The following is a 15,691-nucleotide window of genomic DNA, read 5'->3' on the forward strand; positions in this document are numbered from 1 at the left end:
ACGCCCCGTCATCAATGACAGGGCGATCTTCATCTTGCCAGCTAAACTCCGGAGTTTGAGGCAGCGCCTCAACCCGCGCTTTAGCGCAAATCAAGCGCGCGCATTTGCGCGCTCAATATGGTCACTCGAATTCGACCAGCAAATCCTTTGCGTCAATCTGCGCGCCGGCCGTGACATGCACCGCTTTGACCACCGCGTCGCGCTCGGCGTGAATGCCGGTCTCCATCTTCATCGCTTCGATTGTGAGCAATAGATCGCCCTCTTTTACTGTGGCGCCTGCGACCGCAGCCACTGTCGCAACGACCCCTGGCATCGGCGCGCCCACATGGTTGTCGTTTGCGATATCCGCTTTTGGCCGCGCCGCTGTCGCCGCCTTCACTGTGCGATTGGGCACGCGGATCACGCGCGGCTGACCGTTCAGCTCGAAAAACACTTTCACGTCGCCATCATCCAGCGTCTCGCCAACGGCTTGCAACCGGATTTCAAGCGTCTTGCCGGGGTCGATCTCTGCCGTGATCTCTTCGCCAGACTCCATCCCGTAAAAAAAGGTCCGCGTCGGCAGTGTGCGCACAGGCCCGTACATGCGATGGCGTCCCATGTAATCCAAGAAGACCTTGGGATACATCAGATAACCGTTTAGATCTTCATCATCAATTTCGCGCCCGTCCAGCAGCTCGGAGAGCTTCAAACGCTCGCCCTCCAGATCAACAGGCGCAAGGTGTTTACCGGGCCGCTCCACATTGGGCACGTCCCCTTTGAGCACCTTATGCGCAATTCCCGCAGGAAAACCGCCGGGAGGTTGGCCAAGGTTGCCGCGCATCATATCGACCACACTGTCAGGGAAGGCCACGTCGGTTTCAGGGTCTTCCACGTCGGCGCGCGAAAGCCCTTGGGAGACCATCATCAGTGCCATATCGCCAACAACTTTAGAGCTCGGCGTCACCTTTACGATATCGCCAAACATCTGGTTCACATCCGCATAGGTGTGGGCCACCTCGCTCCACCGCTCCTCAAGCCCGAGCGAGCGTGCTTGCGCCTTCAGATTGGTAAACTGGCCACCGGGCATTTCGTGCAAATATACCTCGGAGGAGGGGGCCTGTTGCCCCGTCTCGAAAGCGGCGTATTGCGCGCGCACTTGCTCCCAATAATCCGAGATGCGGCGCACGGATTCGATGTCGATGCCGGTGTCGCGGTCCGTATGGCGTAGCGACTCGACGATTGTTCCAAGCGTGGCTTGGCTGGTGTTGCCCGAGAGCGCATCCATCGCGCAATCTACCGCATCTACCCCCGCATCCGCCGCCGCCAGAATAGTCGCGCAGGCAATGCCCGCCGTGTCATGCGTGTGGAAGTGGATCGGCAGGCCGACCTCTTCTTTCAGCGCTTTCACCAGCACGCGCGCAGAGGCAGGTTTCAAGAGACCAGCCATATCCTTGAGGCCCAGCACATGCGCGCCAGCGGCCTTGAGATCCTTGCCCATTTGCACATAGTAACCAAGGTTATACTTCGCGCGATCCGCGTTCAGAATGTCACCCGTGTAGCAAATCGTGCCTTCGCAAACCTTGTTTGCCTCCAGAACTGCATCCATCGCCACGCGCATGTTTTCGGTCCAGTTCAGACTGTCAAACACACGGAACACATCAACGCCGGTTTTCGCCGCTTGGCGCACGAATTCCTGCACCACATTGTCGGGGTAGTTGGTGTAGCCAACGCCGTTCGCAGAGCGCAACAGCATCTGCGTCATGACATTCGGCATCGCCGCGCGAATGTCGCGCAGGCGCTGCCACGGACATTCCTGCAAGAAACGGTAGGCCACATCAAACGTCGCGCCGCCCCAGCACTCGACCGAGAAAAGCTGCGACATCTCAGACGCATAGCTCGGCGCAACGCGGATCATGTCGATCGAGCGCATGCGCGTCGCCAGCAGGCTTTGGTGTCCATCACGCATCGTCGTGTCGGTGATCAGCAGTTGTTTCTGCGCCGCCATCCAGTCTGCAACCGCCTGCGGGCCTTTATCTTCGAGCAGATTGCGCGTGCCATAGGGCGTGTCAGAATTCAGCAATTTAGGCGGCTTTGGCGTTTTCAAATCGCTCGCAGGCATGGCGCGTCCTGCCGTCTCTGGATGCCCGTTCACAGTGATATCCGCGATATAGATCAGGATTTTCGTGGCGCGGTCGCGGCGTTTGCGGAAATCAAACAGGCCCGGCGTCTCGTCAATAAATTTGGTGTGGTATTCATTGTTAAGGAACGTGGGGTGCTTCAGCAGGTTCTCCACAAAAGCAATGTTGGTGCTGACGCCGCGAATACGGAACTCGCGCAACGCGCGGTCCATACGGGCGATCGCCGCTTCGGGCGTTTGCGCATGGGCCGTCACTTTCATCAGCAAGCTATCGTAGTAGCGCGTAATCACGCCGCCCGAATAGGCCGTGCCGCCGTCAAGGCGGATGCCCATGCCCTGCGCTTCGCGAAACGCTGTGATACGGCCATAATCGGGGATGAAATTGTTCAACGGGTCCTCGGTCGTGATCCGCGTTTGCAGCGCGTGACCGTTCAGGCGTACATCGTCCTGAGACGCTTTGCCTGTCGCTTCCGCAATCGTTTTGCCCTCTGCAATGCGAATTTGCGCCTGCACGATGTCGATGCCTGTGACTTCCTCCGTCACCGTATGCTCGACCTGCACGCGCGGGTTCACCTCGATGAAATAGAATTTACCGTCGTCCATATCCATCAGGAATTCGACGGTGCCTGCGCATTCATAGTTCACATGCGCGCAAATCTTGCGACCCAGTGCGCAAATCTCTGTGCGCTGCTCTTCGCTCAAATAGGGCGCAGGCGCGCGTTCCACGACCTTCTGGTTGCGCCGCTGGACCGAGCAGTCACGCTCGAACAGATGATACATGCCGCCATGCGCGTCCCCGAGGATTTGCACCTCGACGTGGCGCGCGCGCATGATCATCTTCTCCAGATAGCCCTCGCCATTGCCAAAGGCCGCTTCCGCTTCGCGCCGCCCCTCCAGCACCTTTTCCTCGACCTCGTCCTCGCCGAAAATTGGCCGCATCCCGCGGCCACCGCCGCCCCATGACGCCTTGAGCATCAAGGGATAACCCACATCGGCCGCCTCGCGTTTCACTGCCGCCATATCGCTGCCCAGCACTTCGGTGGCGGGAATGACCGGAACGCCCGCTTCAATCGCGACGCGCCGCGCTGATGCTTTATCGCCAAGCGCGCGCATGGTGGCCGCCTTTGGCCCGATAAAAGTGATGCCAGCCGCGTCGCAAGCATCGACGAAATCAGGGTTCTCCGAGAGTAAACCATAGCCCGGATGGATCGCATCCGCGCCGCAGTGCTTGGCCACGCGAATGATCTCTTCAATAGACAGATACGCCGCGACCGGCCCCATCCCCTCGCCAATGCGATACGCTTCATCCGCCTTAAAGCGGTGCAGGCCCAGCTTGTCCTCCTCGGCATAGACGGCAACCGTCTTTTTGCCCATCTCATTGGCAGCGCGCATGATGCGGATGGCGATTTCACCGCGATTGGCGATCAGGATTTTGTTGAATTCAGTCATGGCAGCGATCCTTGCTGTCTGGCTTTTCAGTTTGGGATCGGCGAGAATCCCGCGAGAGGTAAATTTTGTATACCACTGTACTATGTTTTTAGGGAATATAAAGTGGTCGAGAAAGTTGGCGCAGGTCCTTTGCGCCAATTTGCCCCATATTGGCGATCATATCGGCGCGCAGCATATCGGCCAGATGTGCAGGGCCTGCCGCGCCCAAAGCGCCAAGCGCATAGTGCCATGCGCGCCCGAGCATCACGAAATCCGCGCCGAGCGCGAGTGCGCGCAGAATATCCAGCCCACCCTCGATGCCACTGTCAAAGATTAGCGGGAGTGCGGTGGCTTTGCGAACCTGCGGCAGCACTTCAATCGGGGCAGGGGCCGCATCGAACTGGCGACCCGCATGGTTCGATAGCCAAAGCGCATCGACGCCCGCCGCTTCCAGTGCGGGCGCATTTTCGACATTCAGAACGCCTTTAACGATGAATTTGCCCTGCCAATTGTCGCGCAGCCAGTGCACATAGTCCCAATCTGGCGAAGTGCGCAGCAGATATCCAACATGCGCCGTGCTGCTTAGCCCTGTCGTCTGGCCTTTGACGTGATCGGCGTAGCTGTCCATCAGGCGCATACGCGGCATGCCAAGTCGCGCGGTCCCCATTGCCCAAGCAGGACAACGCGCAACCTGTGCTAGAAGGCGCGGCGTGATCTTGGGCGGCTGCCTCAGCCCTCCGCGCAACTGCCGCTCGCGCCGCGAGGCGACAGGAACGTCCACCGTCAGAACCAATGTGTGAAAGCCCGACGCCTTGGCGCGTTTCAGCATATCAAGCCGAATCCCCTCATCGCGGGGCGGATACATCTGGAACCAGCCCTGCGCGCCCAAATGCGGTGCAACATCCTCGGGCGTGCGCGTGGCAACCGTTGATAATGTGTAGGGAATCCCCAAATCTGCTGCAGCGCGCGCCAAAAGTCGCTCCGCATCGGGCCAGATCAAACCTGACATGCCAACAGGCGCGATCCCGAAGGGCAGGGGCAGGGTTTGCCCCAGAAAATCGCAACTTAGATCGGCCGCCATCTCGCCATGCAGGATCGAGGGCATCATCAAGACCTCGTCCAATTTTACCCGATTGTGTGCTTTCGTGGCCTCGTTTCCCGTCGCGCTATCGAGGTATTCCCAAACGAAATGGGGGATGCGCCGCTTTGCAGCGGCGCGCAGATCGGCAATCGCGGGATACGCAGTGTGTAAATCCATGGGCGCATTTGTCGCTGCGTTGCGGCATTTGTCCAGAAAAGAATGTGGAACATTGCGCGAACCTCTCTTTTCCTAATTGATTTTGCGCGCTAGTATTCGCGCCATGAGCAATTTCGACGAAATGGACGCCTTTGACGGCGCATCGCTAAGCCAGCGCGCTATGGGGCAGATGTCCGCGCGTCCGGCACCTTATCTCGATGGGTTGAATCCCGCGCAGCGCGAGGCGGTGGAGGCGATGGACGGTCCTGTCCTGATGCTCGCGGGGGCTGGTACGGGCAAGACCAAGGCGCTGACCACGCGCATCGTGCATCTTATGAACACCGCCAAAGCGCGCCCGAATGAAATTCTGGCTGTGACATTTACCAATAAAGCCGCGCGCGAGATGAAGAACCGCGTGGGCACCATGCTGGGGCAACCTGCCGAAGGGATGCCATGGCTTGGCACATTCCATGCGATCTGCGTCAAGTTGCTGCGCCGTCACGCAGAGCTCGTGGGCCTCAAAAGCAACTTCACCATTCTGGACACGGATGATCAAATCCGCCTGCTTAAACAGCTTTTGCGCGCAGAAAACATCGATGACAAACGCTGGCCTGCGCGGATGCTGGCAGGTTTGATTGACGGCTGGAAGAACCGCGCGCTGACCCCCGAAAAAGTGCCAAGCGCAGAGGCGGGGGACTTCAATCATCGCGGCACTGAATTTTACGCGATGTACCAGAAGCGCCTGATCGAACTGAACGCGGTCGATTTTGGCGATCTGCTGATGCATGTCGTTACGATTTTCCAGACGCACCAAGATGTATTGGAGCAATACCAACGCTGGTTCCGCTATATTCTGGTGGACGAGTATCAGGATACGAACGTCGCGCAGTACCTCTGGCTGCGCCTGCTTGCGGGCGGTCACAAGAACATCTGCTGCGTCGGGGATGACGATCAATCGATCTACGGTTGGCGCGGCGCTGAAGTGGGCAATATCCTGCGCTTTGAAAAGGATTTCCCGGGCGCGGTCGTTGTGCGCCTTGAGCAGAACTACCGCTCGACGCCGCATATTCTGGCGGCTGCATCCAGTGTGATTGCGGGCAACTCGGATCGCCTTGGAAAAGACCTCTGGACCGCGTCCGAGGAGGGCGAGAAGGTGCGCCTGATCGGTCATTGGGACGGCGAGGAAGAGGCGCGCTGGATCGGCGAAGAGATCGAGAGCATGCAAGGCGGCGCGCGCGGTATGCGCCCTATGCCCTTGGACGATATGGCCATTCTTGTCCGTGCCTCGCACCAGATGCGCGCGTTTGAGGACCGCTTTCTCACCATAGGTCTGCCCTATCGCGTCATCGGCGGCCCGCGTTTTTACGAGCGTATGGAATGCCGCGATGCCATGGCCTATTTTCGCGTCGTGACCTCGCCTGATGACGATCTTGCGTTCGAGCGGATCGTGAACACGCCCAAACGTGGCCTTGGCGATAAAGCGCAGCAGAAAATCCAGCTTTGTGCACGTGAAAACGGTGTGAGCCTGCTAGAGGGCGCGCGTATTTGCGTGGAGACCAAAGCGATTGGCGGCAAAGGTGGCGTTGAACTTGGTAAATTGGTTGATGGGATTGGCCGCTGGGCCGCTTTGACGCGCGGGCCACGCATAGCGGTGGCGATTGACGAAGATGCGGTGCTGGACGATGGTCCGGTACTGGAGCGGATGGAGTATGCTCCGCCCGAAACCTCCCACATCGAACTCGCGCAGATCATTCTGGATGAGAGCGGCTATACCGCCCATTGGCAGAACGACAAGACCCCAGAAGGGCCGGGACGGCTTGAAAACCTCAAGGAACTTGTAAAGGCGCTGGATAATTTCGAGAACCTGCAAGGTTTCCTCGAACACGTCAGCTTGATTATGGATAACGCGCAGGACGACAATGGTGCAAAGGTGTCGATCATGACGCTGCACGGGGCCAAGGGCCTTGAATTTCCTGCAGTTTTCCTGCCCGGTTGGGAGGACGGATTGTTCCCCTCCCAGCGCTCCATGGATGAAAGCGGCCTCAAGGGCCTCGAGGAAGAACGCCGGCTTGCCTACGTCGGCATCACCCGCGCCGAGGAACTTTGCACCATTTCTTTCGCCGCCAATCGCATGGTTTTCGGGCAATGGCAGAACGCGCTGCCCTCGCGTTTTATTGACGAACTTCCAGAGGATCATGTGGACGTGCTTACGCCGCCCGGTCTTTATGGAGGCAACTATGGCGCCGCGGGAATGAGCGGGAGCGGTGGGCACGGCTCCAACCTTGAACAACGCGTTCAGGACGCGGATGTTTACAACTCCCCTGGCTGGAAACGCCTGCAAGCGCGCAAGGATCAGCGCCCTATGGGCCAGCCAAGCGAGAGCAAGAACATCACAATCGACGCCACCGCCTTGTCGAGTTTTTCCATGGGGGACCGCGTGTTCCACGATAAATTCGGTTACGGTGCGGTGATCGGGATCGAGGGCGACAAGCTGGAGATTGATTTCGAGAAATCCAGTATCAAGAAGGTCGTTGCGCGCTTTATCAAATCTGCCGATGCTGCGGATGATGTGCCGTTCTGATCGCTGCACTTTCAAATGAGTGGTTGGCATAAAGTTCGGGAGAGTACAGCGCTGGCGCATGTTTTGCCATTTTGCAACAGATGCGCGCACGGGTCTGCGAATAGGATTTTGAAAACCGGCGAAAGTCGCGTATGGTCACTCTGATAGGTGGAAACACCCGAGTTTGTAGCGTCGATCAACGGCGCGCAGCAGGTGGCGGCAGATCGAGCAGTTTGCACAGCCCAAAATTTTAGAAGGCGTTCGAATTCTGGACGTATGTTTTTATCGGCGCCGCGCGTTCTTGCGTGCGCCAGTGCAGGGTATTTTGATGACGGATAACGCATCCACAAATTTGAACGCGCGGGCCAAGGCATTTTCGCAGCGCCTTAGCCGCGATCACAGCCACGCGCCCAAAGCACGCGATGTGCTGGACGCAGAGCAAGATCTCGGCACAGGCTCTACAGCGTTCCAGCTGTCCGGCCAAGGCAGGCGCTTGCTGTTGCGCGCCCTCGATCTGGAGCGCAAAGCCAAGCTGCGCGCTGCCAAAGGCTAGGGGCGCGCCATGCCGACCTATACCGTCGAAGCCTTCCGCTGGAGTGGCACCGGATATAACGCCCTTTATAATACGTCCTACACTGCGGCGATCACAGACAATGATCCGAACTATCAGGGCAGCAGTGATGGCGGAGAAACCGTATCGATCAACGGCGGAGCTTCGGGGACGACCAGCGGACTGCCCCATGCGATCAATATCAATTTCACCGACACCTTGGGCAATCCCCACACCGAAACCTTCTATTTCTTCAATACTTCGGCCTCTCCTTCGGGGTGGTACTTCATCCCTGCGCCCGGCTCTGCTTTTACGGTGGGGGCGACACTTGGCAACTATCGAAGCCATACGAACGGCTGGAGCTATGCCACTGTCGTATGTTTCGCCAGCGGCACGTTGATCGAAACCGAGGCGGGGCCACTGCCGGTAGAGGCGCTTGAGCCGGATATGCGCATCGCCCTTGCGGGCGGGGGATTCGCGCCTTTGCGTCTCAACCTTTTGAGCGCGGTGCAGGCTGATCAAATGGCGCAGCACGAAACACTGCGCCCCGTGTGCATCAGCGCTGGCGCCTTGGGCGCAGGCCTGCCGAAACGCGATTTGCGTGTCTCGCGTCAGCACCGCATGCAGGTCAGCTCGCCCATCGCTGCGCGCATGTTTGGCGCCAAAGACGTTCTGGTCGCCGCGATCCGCCTGACCCAATTGCCTGGCATCTATATAGAGCAGCGCATCGGCGCGCTGGACTATCACCATCTCGTCTTTGATCGCCATCAAATCGTTCTGGCCGAAGGCGCCCCCGCAGAGAGCTTTTTCACTGGCCGCGAAGCGATTGCCGCGCTCAATCCGCAGGCGCGCGGCGAAGTATTGACGCTATTTCCGCATCTGGCGCGCAAGGCGCGGGCGATGCGCCCTGCTGTCCCGATTCCCGATCGCGTGCTGCAAAAACAACTCATCGCGCGCCACGCACGCCACGAAAAGCCGCTTTTGGGTGCGTTTATGGCGCAAGATCAGCTTGCGCCGAGCGGTGCTTTTTCAGTAGTCTGACCTCATCAAGGTGCCGTCGGTGTTTTCACCGCGGAGAATTGGGAAGCTGGTGTAAGTCCAGCGCTGCCCCCGCAACGGTGTGGGCGAGAGATCCGGCAAGGCCACTGAAGCGATGCGTGCTTTGGGAAGGTGCCGGTATCGCGGTGCGTCTATGCGCATCACTCGCTCCGAGCCCGGAAACCAGCCTTGATAAGAACCCAAACCGCGGGCGGCGGCGCAGGCGAGACGTGCGCTGCGCTCTTGTGCGTTTGCCTCTCCTCTCCTCTGCTTCGCCCCTCGTTTGTAACGATCAAAACCCACGGGGCGTGGGCAAGGAGGACCAAAGATGACGGCGCAGCAAATTTACCGGGCTTTGCAGGATTTTGACGGCGCAGCGAGTGCCTGCCGCGATGCGGCCAAGGCGGGATTTCTGGAATGGGCGATGGGGCTTCCCTGTGCCAGCAGCGCGATGAACGAGGCGCGCAGCGCGCTGTTGCATATCGAAGCGCTGCCCGGCGATGCGTGTGCCGCGCAAATCTTCGTCGGTTATTTGCGCGATGCCAGCCAGGTTCTGCCCGCCCCGGTCCGGCGCGGCGGGGCAGGTGCGCGCCGGCGCGTTTTGCACTAGCGCATATTGACCCAAAGGGCGATCTGATCCAGCGTTGGGCAACGTAAACCTCGATGCTGTTAAGGATATCGCCTTGTCCAAAGACCCGCTTTTGCAGCCCTTCCAGCTGAAACACCTGACGCTTAAAAACCGTATCATGACTACCGCGCATGAGCCGGCCTATCCCGAGAACGGGATGCCGACGCAGCGCTACGCAGCCTATCACGCCGAGCGCGCAAAGGCGGGTGTCGCGCTGGCGATGACGGCAGGCTCGGCGGCGGTCTCGCAAGACAGCCCGCCCGTGTTCAACAACGTGCTCGCCTATAAGGACGAGGTCGTGCCATGGATCCAAAGCCTCACTGATGGCTGCCACGAACATGGCTGCGCAGTGATGATCCAACTCACGCATCTGGGGCGCAGAACCGGCTGGAACAAGGGTGACTGGTTGCCCTCCGTGTCCTCGTCCAAGCACCGCGAACCGGCGCACCGCGCCTTTCCAAAGCTGATCGAGGATTGGGATATCGAGCGGATTATCTGCGATTTCGCCGATGCCGCCGAGCGGATGAAAGCGGGGGGCATGGATGGAATCGAATTGCAGGTCTACGGCCATCTGCTCGATCAATTCTGGTCGCCCCTGAGCAATGATCTTAGCGGGCCTTACGGCGCGGACACGCTGGAAAACCGCATGCGCTTTCCCATGGATGTGCTCGCGGCCGTGCGCAAACGGGTCGGTGCGGATTTCATCATCGGCTTTCGCTACACGGCGGATGAAGCGCAAAAGGGCGGTATCACGGCGGCGGACGGTCTAGAGATATCAAAGCGGCTGGCGGCAACGGGGCAACTTGATTTTCTCAACGTCATTCGTGGCCGCATCCATACCGATCCTGCGATGACCGATGTGATTCCCGTGCAAGGAATGAAGAGCGCGCCACATCTTGATTTCGCCGCTGAAGTGAAGCGCGCCACCGGCATGCCCACGTTTCATGCCGCGCGCATTCCCGATGTGGCCACCGCGCGCCATGCCATTGCCAGCGGCAAGCTCGACATGGTCGGCATGACGCGCGCCCATATGGCCGATCCGCATATCGTGCGAAAAATCATTGAGGGGCGCGAGGCGGATATCCGCCCCTGCGTCGGCGCTACTTATTGCCTTGATCGCATCTATCAGGCGGGCGAGGCGCTTTGCATCCACAATGCGGCCACGGGGCGCGAACTGAGCATGCCGCATGTGATTGCGCGCGCTGAAACCCCGCGCAAAGTGGTGATCATCGGCGCTGGCCCTGCGGGCCTTGAGGCGGCGCGGGTCGCGGCAGAGCGTGGGCACGATGTCACCGTGTTTGAGGCGCAGCCGGAACCGGGCGGGCAAGTGCGCCTTACCGCGCAAAGCCCACGGCGCGCCGAAATGATCGGCATTATCGACTGGCGCATGGCACAATGCGCCGCGCGCGATGTGCGCTTTCATTTCAATACATGGGCCGAGGCGGGCGATGTGCTGGCGCTTGAGCCTGATGTGGTGATCATAGCCACAGGCGGCTTGCCCAATCTGGAGCTGTTTGAAAGCGGCGCAGAGGCCGCGCATGTGATCTCGGCCTGGGATTTGATTTCGGGGGACGTGAAACCCGCCGACACTATTCTGATCTATGATGAAAGCGGCGATCACCCTGGCTTGCAAGCTGCCGAGCTTGCCGCCGCCGCGGGCGCGCATGTCGAAGTTATGACCCCCGATCGCGTCTTTGCACCTGATATCATGGCGATGAACCTCGTGCCTTACATGCGCGCGCTGCAAGATAAGGATGTGTTGTTCACCGTCGCCCGCCGCCTTTTGGGCGTCACGCGCGCGGGCAATCACTTGAACGCGCGAATCGGCACCGATTACAGTGAGAGCACCTATGAAAAGCAATACGATCAAGTGGTGGTGAACTATGGCACCCTGCCGCTCGACGCGCTTTATTTTGAGCTGAAGGACGCTAGCGTGAATGGCGGCGCGGTGGATCACGGTGCCTTGATCGACGGGCGTGCGCAAGGCGTGGTGCGCAACCGGGATGGTAAATTCGAACTGTTCAGAATTGGCGATGCGGTCTCTGCACGCAACACCCATGCTGCGATTTATGATGCGCTGCGTTTGGTGAAGGATATCTGAAGAGAGGGGCGTAAAAAAAAGAAACGGCGATGTGTGGGAGGACACATCGCCGTTCTTTGTAAGCGGATCACTCCAGGGAGGAGGAGGGAGCTAGCCGCTTTGACAGGCCTGGGAGGAGGCCTTAATAGTTGGCAGGGCGCAAGGGAGGAGAGCGCCGCCGCCAGTCACGACAGATCCCGCTGGGAGGAGCGCGGTCTGCCGTATTTCGTGGTCAGCTTAGGGATTAACCTTGGTAAGCTGCCTGATATGCTACGCGGCGGATCATCGAATGGTTCAATCCGAGGTCGGCCAATTCGCGCGAGGACAGCGAGCTCAGTTCGCGTACTGTCTGGTTGAAAATCTTGCGCTTTGTACGTGTTTCTACGAGCCGGGCCCAAACTGCAGCGATCTTGTCGCCCATTGTTCCCTGAACGGAAAATGTGTCGGTAAGGAATGCCATCTGCACTCTCCTTGGTTTAATTTTAATACGTTCGCAAAGCATCGTGCCTTGCTGTTGAACTGAATATGCAGGTCATGCTGCGAATGCACAATGTCCATTTATTCAATGCTGCTATGCAGCAATTGCATAGGCGACGTAGGGTTAACATAAAGTAATCACTTGCCTTTTTATTGGGCGCTCGGAAAACTCTGCCGCCAAGCCTTGCGCCCGCGCTCAAAGCTGCCACGTATGGAGTAAGCCTTTTGGAGAAGATAATATGAGCCAGCTAGAGACAGATATCCGCGCCGCCCTTGCCCGTTTGGCGCTGCCTGATGGCGGCGATCTGATCAGCCGTGACATGATCCGCGCGCTTGTTGTGGATGATGCCTCCGTGCGCTTCGTGATCGAAGCGCCCAGTCCCGAAATTGCGGGCCAGATGGAGCCGCTGCGCAAAGCGGCCGAAGCGGCGGTGGCAAGCGTTGCGGGGTCGCGCAGCGTCTCTGCCGCGCTCACAGCCCATGGCCCCAAACCTGCGCCCCCCAGTCTCAAGATCGGCGGCCATGCCAAGCCGCAGCAAGGTGGCCCGGCAGCAGTTTCCGGCGTGGACCGGATTCTCGCTGTCGGTTCGGGCAAGGGCGGTGTTGGCAAATCCACCGTCTCGTCCAACCTTGCCGTGGCGCTGGCAAAGCAGGGCCGCCGCGTTGGCCTGCTTGATGCTGATATATACGGTCCCTCCCAGCCGCGCATGATGGGGGTGAACAAACGCCCCGCCAGCCCCGATGGTAAAACCATCATTCCGCTGCACGCACACGGGGTCACGATCATGTCGATCGGTCTGATGATGGATCCCGACAAGGCGATCGTGTGGCGTGGTCCGATGCTTATGGGCGCTTTGCAGCAAATGCTGGGTCAGGTGGAGTGGGGCGAGCTTGATGTGCTGATCGTTGATCTGCCGCCCGGCACGGGGGATGTGCAGCTGACACTGTGCCAACGTACGCAAGTGACGGGCGCGATCGTGGTCAGCACGCCGCAGGATGTGGCGCTTCTTGATGCCCGCAAGGCGCTGGATATGTTCGCTACGCTGAAAACCCCGGTTCTGGGGCTCATAGAAAATATGTCGATGTTCAAGTGCCCCGATTGTGGCTCCGAGCATGCTATCTTTGGTCATGGCGGCGTTGCCGCTGAGGCAGAGCGCTTGAACATTCCGCTGCTGGGTGCGCTTCCCATTGATCTGGAGACGCGGCTTGCAGGGGACAATGGCACGCCCATCGCTGCGGGCGAGGGGGAGATGGCGCAGGCCTATGCCAGGCTCGCCCAAGGTTTGATCGAGGGCGGCATGGCCTAAAATCTGCCAACGCATGTAAATACAATGAACGGGCCGGAACCTTTGAAAGCTTCTGGCCCCATTTCTTTCTAAGACGTGCCTGTCCCAAGCAAGCGTCGCTCACTTGATCGGCCCTATGGGAATTCATGGTCCGAAAGTGCGATTTCCCCCTCCTTATAGAGTGCCGCGCGTAAGAGTTGCCGAAAAGATGGCGCGACTTTGGGGGAACCAGAGGATTTGTCATGGAATCCACGGGTGATTCGGAGCTTTGAGGTTGGGATAACGGCGCCAAACAGGGTGTAATCCATGAATGCAGGATAAAAATTGGGAAAATATGGGAAAAGATCCATAGAAATTTTGTGTCTATATATGGTGTTTAAAGTAAAGTCGTTACGCTAATTGTGGATAATGTTCCCCTGACGTTCTTACTATATCTTGTGTTTGAAGCATCTGAAAAGCAACATTCAGTAGGTTTTGAGGTGAAATTTTTGTTGCGTCCCATGATCTCCCATGGCATCCCTAATGTTAGAAGATGAAGACGGGAAAGACAAAGGGGCGCTAAACGACCCCGAAATCAAAAACTCCCAAGTCAGGTTTCATACAGGCATCCGCCTTCACCTTCTTCAGAGATCCGGCGCGCGAGCGAGCAGACATCCCCCCAGGTGGCGCGCGCGATCGGACACTCCCGGCAACGGGACGTCGGCGGATCAAGCAGTGGCAGCAGCTTGATCCGCCTTTAATTTTTTCAGGGTCAGGGAAACCTGAAATTCGAAAGGGACGATGAGGCGTGTCACGCAGGTTCAGAGGCGAAAGCCATCACAAGGTGGACGCAAAGGGTCGAGTTTCGATCCCTGCGTCTTTTCGCCGTGTGATCGAACGCGCAGACCCCAATTGGACCGATGGTCTCGCGCCGGAACTGGTCATCGTTTACGGTGATCACCGCCGCAACTACCTTGAATGTTATACAATGGAGGCCATTGAAGAGGTCGACGCCAAGATTGACGCGCTTCCGCGTGGCTCTATGCAGCGCAAAATGTTGCAGCGTCTGTTTCATGGCCAGTCCTTCCCGACCACGATCGACGAAACGGGTCGCCTCGTGCTTCCTGCAAAATTGCGCTCCAAGATCGATCTTGATAAAGAAGCTTTCTTCATTGCTGCAGGCGACACCTTCCAGATCTGGAAGACTGAAACCTATGAAGCGGAAGAGCTGGCGCGCACAGAAGAGTGGCTCGAAGAGCTGCCCGATGACTTCGATCCGCTGGAATTCCTCGACGGTGTCCCCACGACAGCCGCGGCGGAGTGATCCATGGAACAGGCCACGACATCTGCTCCTCACATTCCGGTCCTTCTTGCTCCCATCCTTAAAGCAGCCGAGCCGATTTCGGGTTCCTGGCTTGATGGCACATTCGGTGCAGGCGGCTATACGCGCGCGCTTTTGGATGCGGGCGCAGATAGCGTTATTGCCGTGGACCGCGATCCGCTCGCCTTTGAACTGGCCGCCGATTGGGCGGGTCAGTACGGCACCCGCCTGATCCAGCAACAGGCAGTGTTTTCCGATATGGCCGAGTTCGCCAGCGATCTGGACGGGGTTGTCCTTGATCTTGGGGTTTCCTCAATGCAGCTTGATATTGCCGAGCGCGGCTTTTCATTCATGCGCGACGGCCCGCTTGATATGCGCATGGGCCAAGACGGCCAAAGCGCCGCCGATATCGTGAATGAATACGAGTCTGAGGAAATAGCTGAAATCCTCTATAATTTCGGTGAAGAGCGTGCCTCGCGCCGCATCGCACGCGCTATCATCGAGCTGCGCGCGGAACAGCCGATCACCACAACACTGCAACTTGCCGATCTGATCGAGAAATGCCTGCCGCGCAAGAAACCGGGGCAAAGCCATCCGGCGACGCGCAGTTTCCAAGCGCTGCGCATTGCTGTTAACGATGAATATGGCGAGTTATACCGCGGCCTCATGGCGGCCGAGCAAGCGCTTGCACCCGGTGGCCTTTTGGCGATCGTCACCTTCCATTCTGTTGAAGACCGCATGGCGAAACGCTTCTTGCAATCGCGCGCAGGCACCACGGGCAACGCCAATCGCTTTGCGCCTGAACTCATTACCGAAAAACCCGCGTTCGAGCTGCTGAGCCGCAAGGCGATCACCGCCAGCGAAGACGAGCTTGCTTTGAACACGCGTGCGCGCTCTGCCAAATTGCGCCTTGCGCGCCGCACCGATGCGCCTGCGGGCCGGATCGAGGCGAAATCACTTGGCATGCCCATGCTTAGAAGGGACCGTTAAC

Annotated in this window: 11 protein-coding genes and 1 riboswitch; of the genes, 8 read left to right on the forward strand and 3 right to left on the reverse strand. The window is 58.6% G+C overall.

The window, feature by feature from the left end; all coding sequences use genetic code 11:
* Nucleotides 1-121: 121 nt before the first annotated feature.
* Together B9P63_RS03540 and B9P63_RS03545 are read right to left on the reverse strand one after the other, a co-directional pair.
* A complete protein-coding gene (locus B9P63_RS03540; RefSeq protein WP_085307178.1) occupies nucleotides 122-3,565 on the reverse strand; it encodes a pyruvate carboxylase in 3,444 nt (1,147 codons plus the stop codon).
* Between the two features lie 88 nt (nucleotides 3,566-3,653).
* On the reverse strand, nucleotides 3,654-4,802 hold the full coding sequence (locus B9P63_RS03545) for an alpha-hydroxy acid oxidase (protein WP_085307179.1): 1,149 nt from the start codon (nucleotides 4,800-4,802) through the stop codon (nucleotides 3,654-3,656).
* 103 nt (nucleotides 4,803-4,905) lie between these two features.
* On the opposite strand from B9P63_RS03545, the gene B9P63_RS03550 reads away from it, so the two are divergent.
* The 5 genes from B9P63_RS03550 to B9P63_RS03570 all read left to right on the forward strand — a co-directional run bounded on the left by B9P63_RS03550 (nucleotide 4,906) and on the right by B9P63_RS03570 (nucleotide 11,658).
* Nucleotides 4,906-7,362, forward strand: a complete 2,457-nt coding sequence (locus B9P63_RS03550) for an ATP-dependent helicase (protein ID WP_085307180.1) — start codon at nucleotides 4,906-4,908, stop codon at nucleotides 7,360-7,362.
* 307 nt (nucleotides 7,363-7,669) lie between these two features.
* The gene (locus tag B9P63_RS03555) at nucleotides 7,670-7,894 is read left to right on the forward strand and encodes a hypothetical protein (RefSeq protein WP_139816193.1); all 225 of its coding nucleotides are present in this window, start codon (nucleotides 7,670-7,672) and stop codon (nucleotides 7,892-7,894) included.
* Nucleotides 7,895-7,903: 9 nt separating this feature from the next.
* Nucleotides 7,904-8,932 (forward strand): Hint domain-containing protein, encoded by a 1,029-nt coding sequence (locus B9P63_RS03560; RefSeq protein WP_085307182.1) that lies wholly within the window; start codon nucleotides 7,904-7,906, stop codon nucleotides 8,930-8,932.
* A riboswitch (cobalamin riboswitch) is annotated at nucleotides 8,924-9,135 on the forward strand. Its footprint overlaps the gene before it by 9 nt.
* A 122-nt stretch (nucleotides 9,136-9,257) precedes the next feature.
* Nucleotides 9,258-9,539 carry a hypothetical protein gene (locus B9P63_RS03565; protein ID WP_085307183.1) on the forward strand — a complete coding sequence of 94 codons (282 nt, stop codon included), beginning with the start codon at nucleotides 9,258-9,260 and terminating at the stop codon, nucleotides 9,537-9,539.
* A gap of 73 nt (nucleotides 9,540-9,612) precedes the next feature.
* Complete coding sequence (locus B9P63_RS03570; RefSeq protein ID WP_085307219.1) at nucleotides 9,613-11,658, forward strand: NADH:flavin oxidoreductase; 2,046 nt, start codon at nucleotides 9,613-9,615, stop codon at nucleotides 11,656-11,658.
* A gap of 223 nt (nucleotides 11,659-11,881) precedes the next feature.
* Here B9P63_RS03570 and B9P63_RS03575 read toward each other — a convergent pair whose 3' ends face one another.
* The gene (locus B9P63_RS03575; RefSeq protein WP_085307184.1) at nucleotides 11,882-12,097 is read right to left on the reverse strand and encodes a DUF1127 domain-containing protein; all 216 of its coding nucleotides are present in this window, start codon (nucleotides 12,095-12,097) and stop codon (nucleotides 11,882-11,884) included.
* Nucleotides 12,098-12,353: 256 nt separating this feature from the next.
* Between B9P63_RS03575 and B9P63_RS03580 the strand changes: the two genes are divergently transcribed.
* From B9P63_RS03580 to rsmH, 3 genes are all read left to right on the forward strand, one after another.
* Nucleotides 12,354-13,421 carry an Mrp/NBP35 family ATP-binding protein gene (locus tag B9P63_RS03580; protein WP_085307185.1) on the forward strand — a complete coding sequence of 356 codons (1,068 nt, stop codon included), beginning with the start codon at nucleotides 12,354-12,356 and terminating at the stop codon, nucleotides 13,419-13,421.
* A 766-nt stretch (nucleotides 13,422-14,187) separates the two neighbouring features.
* Nucleotides 14,188-14,703 carry a division/cell wall cluster transcriptional repressor MraZ gene (mraZ, locus tag B9P63_RS03590; protein ID WP_095532988.1) on the forward strand — a complete coding sequence of 172 codons (516 nt, stop codon included), beginning with the start codon at nucleotides 14,188-14,190 and terminating at the stop codon, nucleotides 14,701-14,703.
* A 3-nt stretch (nucleotides 14,704-14,706) separates the two neighbouring features.
* The gene (rsmH, locus tag B9P63_RS03595) at nucleotides 14,707-15,690 is read left to right on the forward strand and encodes a 16S rRNA (cytosine(1402)-N(4))-methyltransferase RsmH (RefSeq protein WP_085307187.1); all 984 of its coding nucleotides are present in this window, start codon (nucleotides 14,707-14,709) and stop codon (nucleotides 15,688-15,690) included.
* Nucleotide 15,691 lies beyond the last annotated feature (1 nt).

Source organism: Planktotalea arctica, from assembly GCF_002105285.1.
In the GTDB taxonomy this organism is placed as follows: Bacteria; Pseudomonadota; Alphaproteobacteria; order Rhodobacterales; family Rhodobacteraceae; genus Planktotalea; species Planktotalea arctica.

What these genes read in the sequence shown, in the direction of transcription:
- B9P63_RS03540 (WP_085307178.1), bottom strand. Translation starts at nt 3,565, where the DNA reads ATGACTGAATTCAACAAAATCCTGATCGCCAATCGCGGTGAAATCGCC.
- B9P63_RS03545 (WP_085307179.1), bottom strand. Translation starts at nt 4,802, where the DNA reads ATGGATTTACACACTGCGTATCCCGCGATTGCCGATCTGCGCGCCGCT.
- B9P63_RS03550 (WP_085307180.1), top strand. Translation starts at nt 4,906, where the DNA reads ATGAGCAATTTCGACGAAATGGACGCCTTTGACGGCGCATCGCTAAGC.
- B9P63_RS03555 (WP_139816193.1), top strand. Translation starts at nt 7,670, where the DNA reads ATGACGGATAACGCATCCACAAATTTGAACGCGCGGGCCAAGGCATTT.
- B9P63_RS03560 (WP_085307182.1), top strand. Translation starts at nt 7,904, where the DNA reads ATGCCGACCTATACCGTCGAAGCCTTCCGCTGGAGTGGCACCGGATAT.
- B9P63_RS03565 (WP_085307183.1), top strand. Translation starts at nt 9,258, where the DNA reads ATGACGGCGCAGCAAATTTACCGGGCTTTGCAGGATTTTGACGGCGCA.
- B9P63_RS03575 (WP_085307184.1), bottom strand. Translation starts at nt 12,097, where the DNA reads ATGGCATTCCTTACCGACACATTTTCCGTTCAGGGAACAATGGGCGAC.
- B9P63_RS03580 (WP_085307185.1), top strand. Translation starts at nt 12,354, where the DNA reads ATGAGCCAGCTAGAGACAGATATCCGCGCCGCCCTTGCCCGTTTGGCG.
- rsmH (WP_085307187.1), top strand. Translation starts at nt 14,707, where the DNA reads ATGGAACAGGCCACGACATCTGCTCCTCACATTCCGGTCCTTCTTGCT.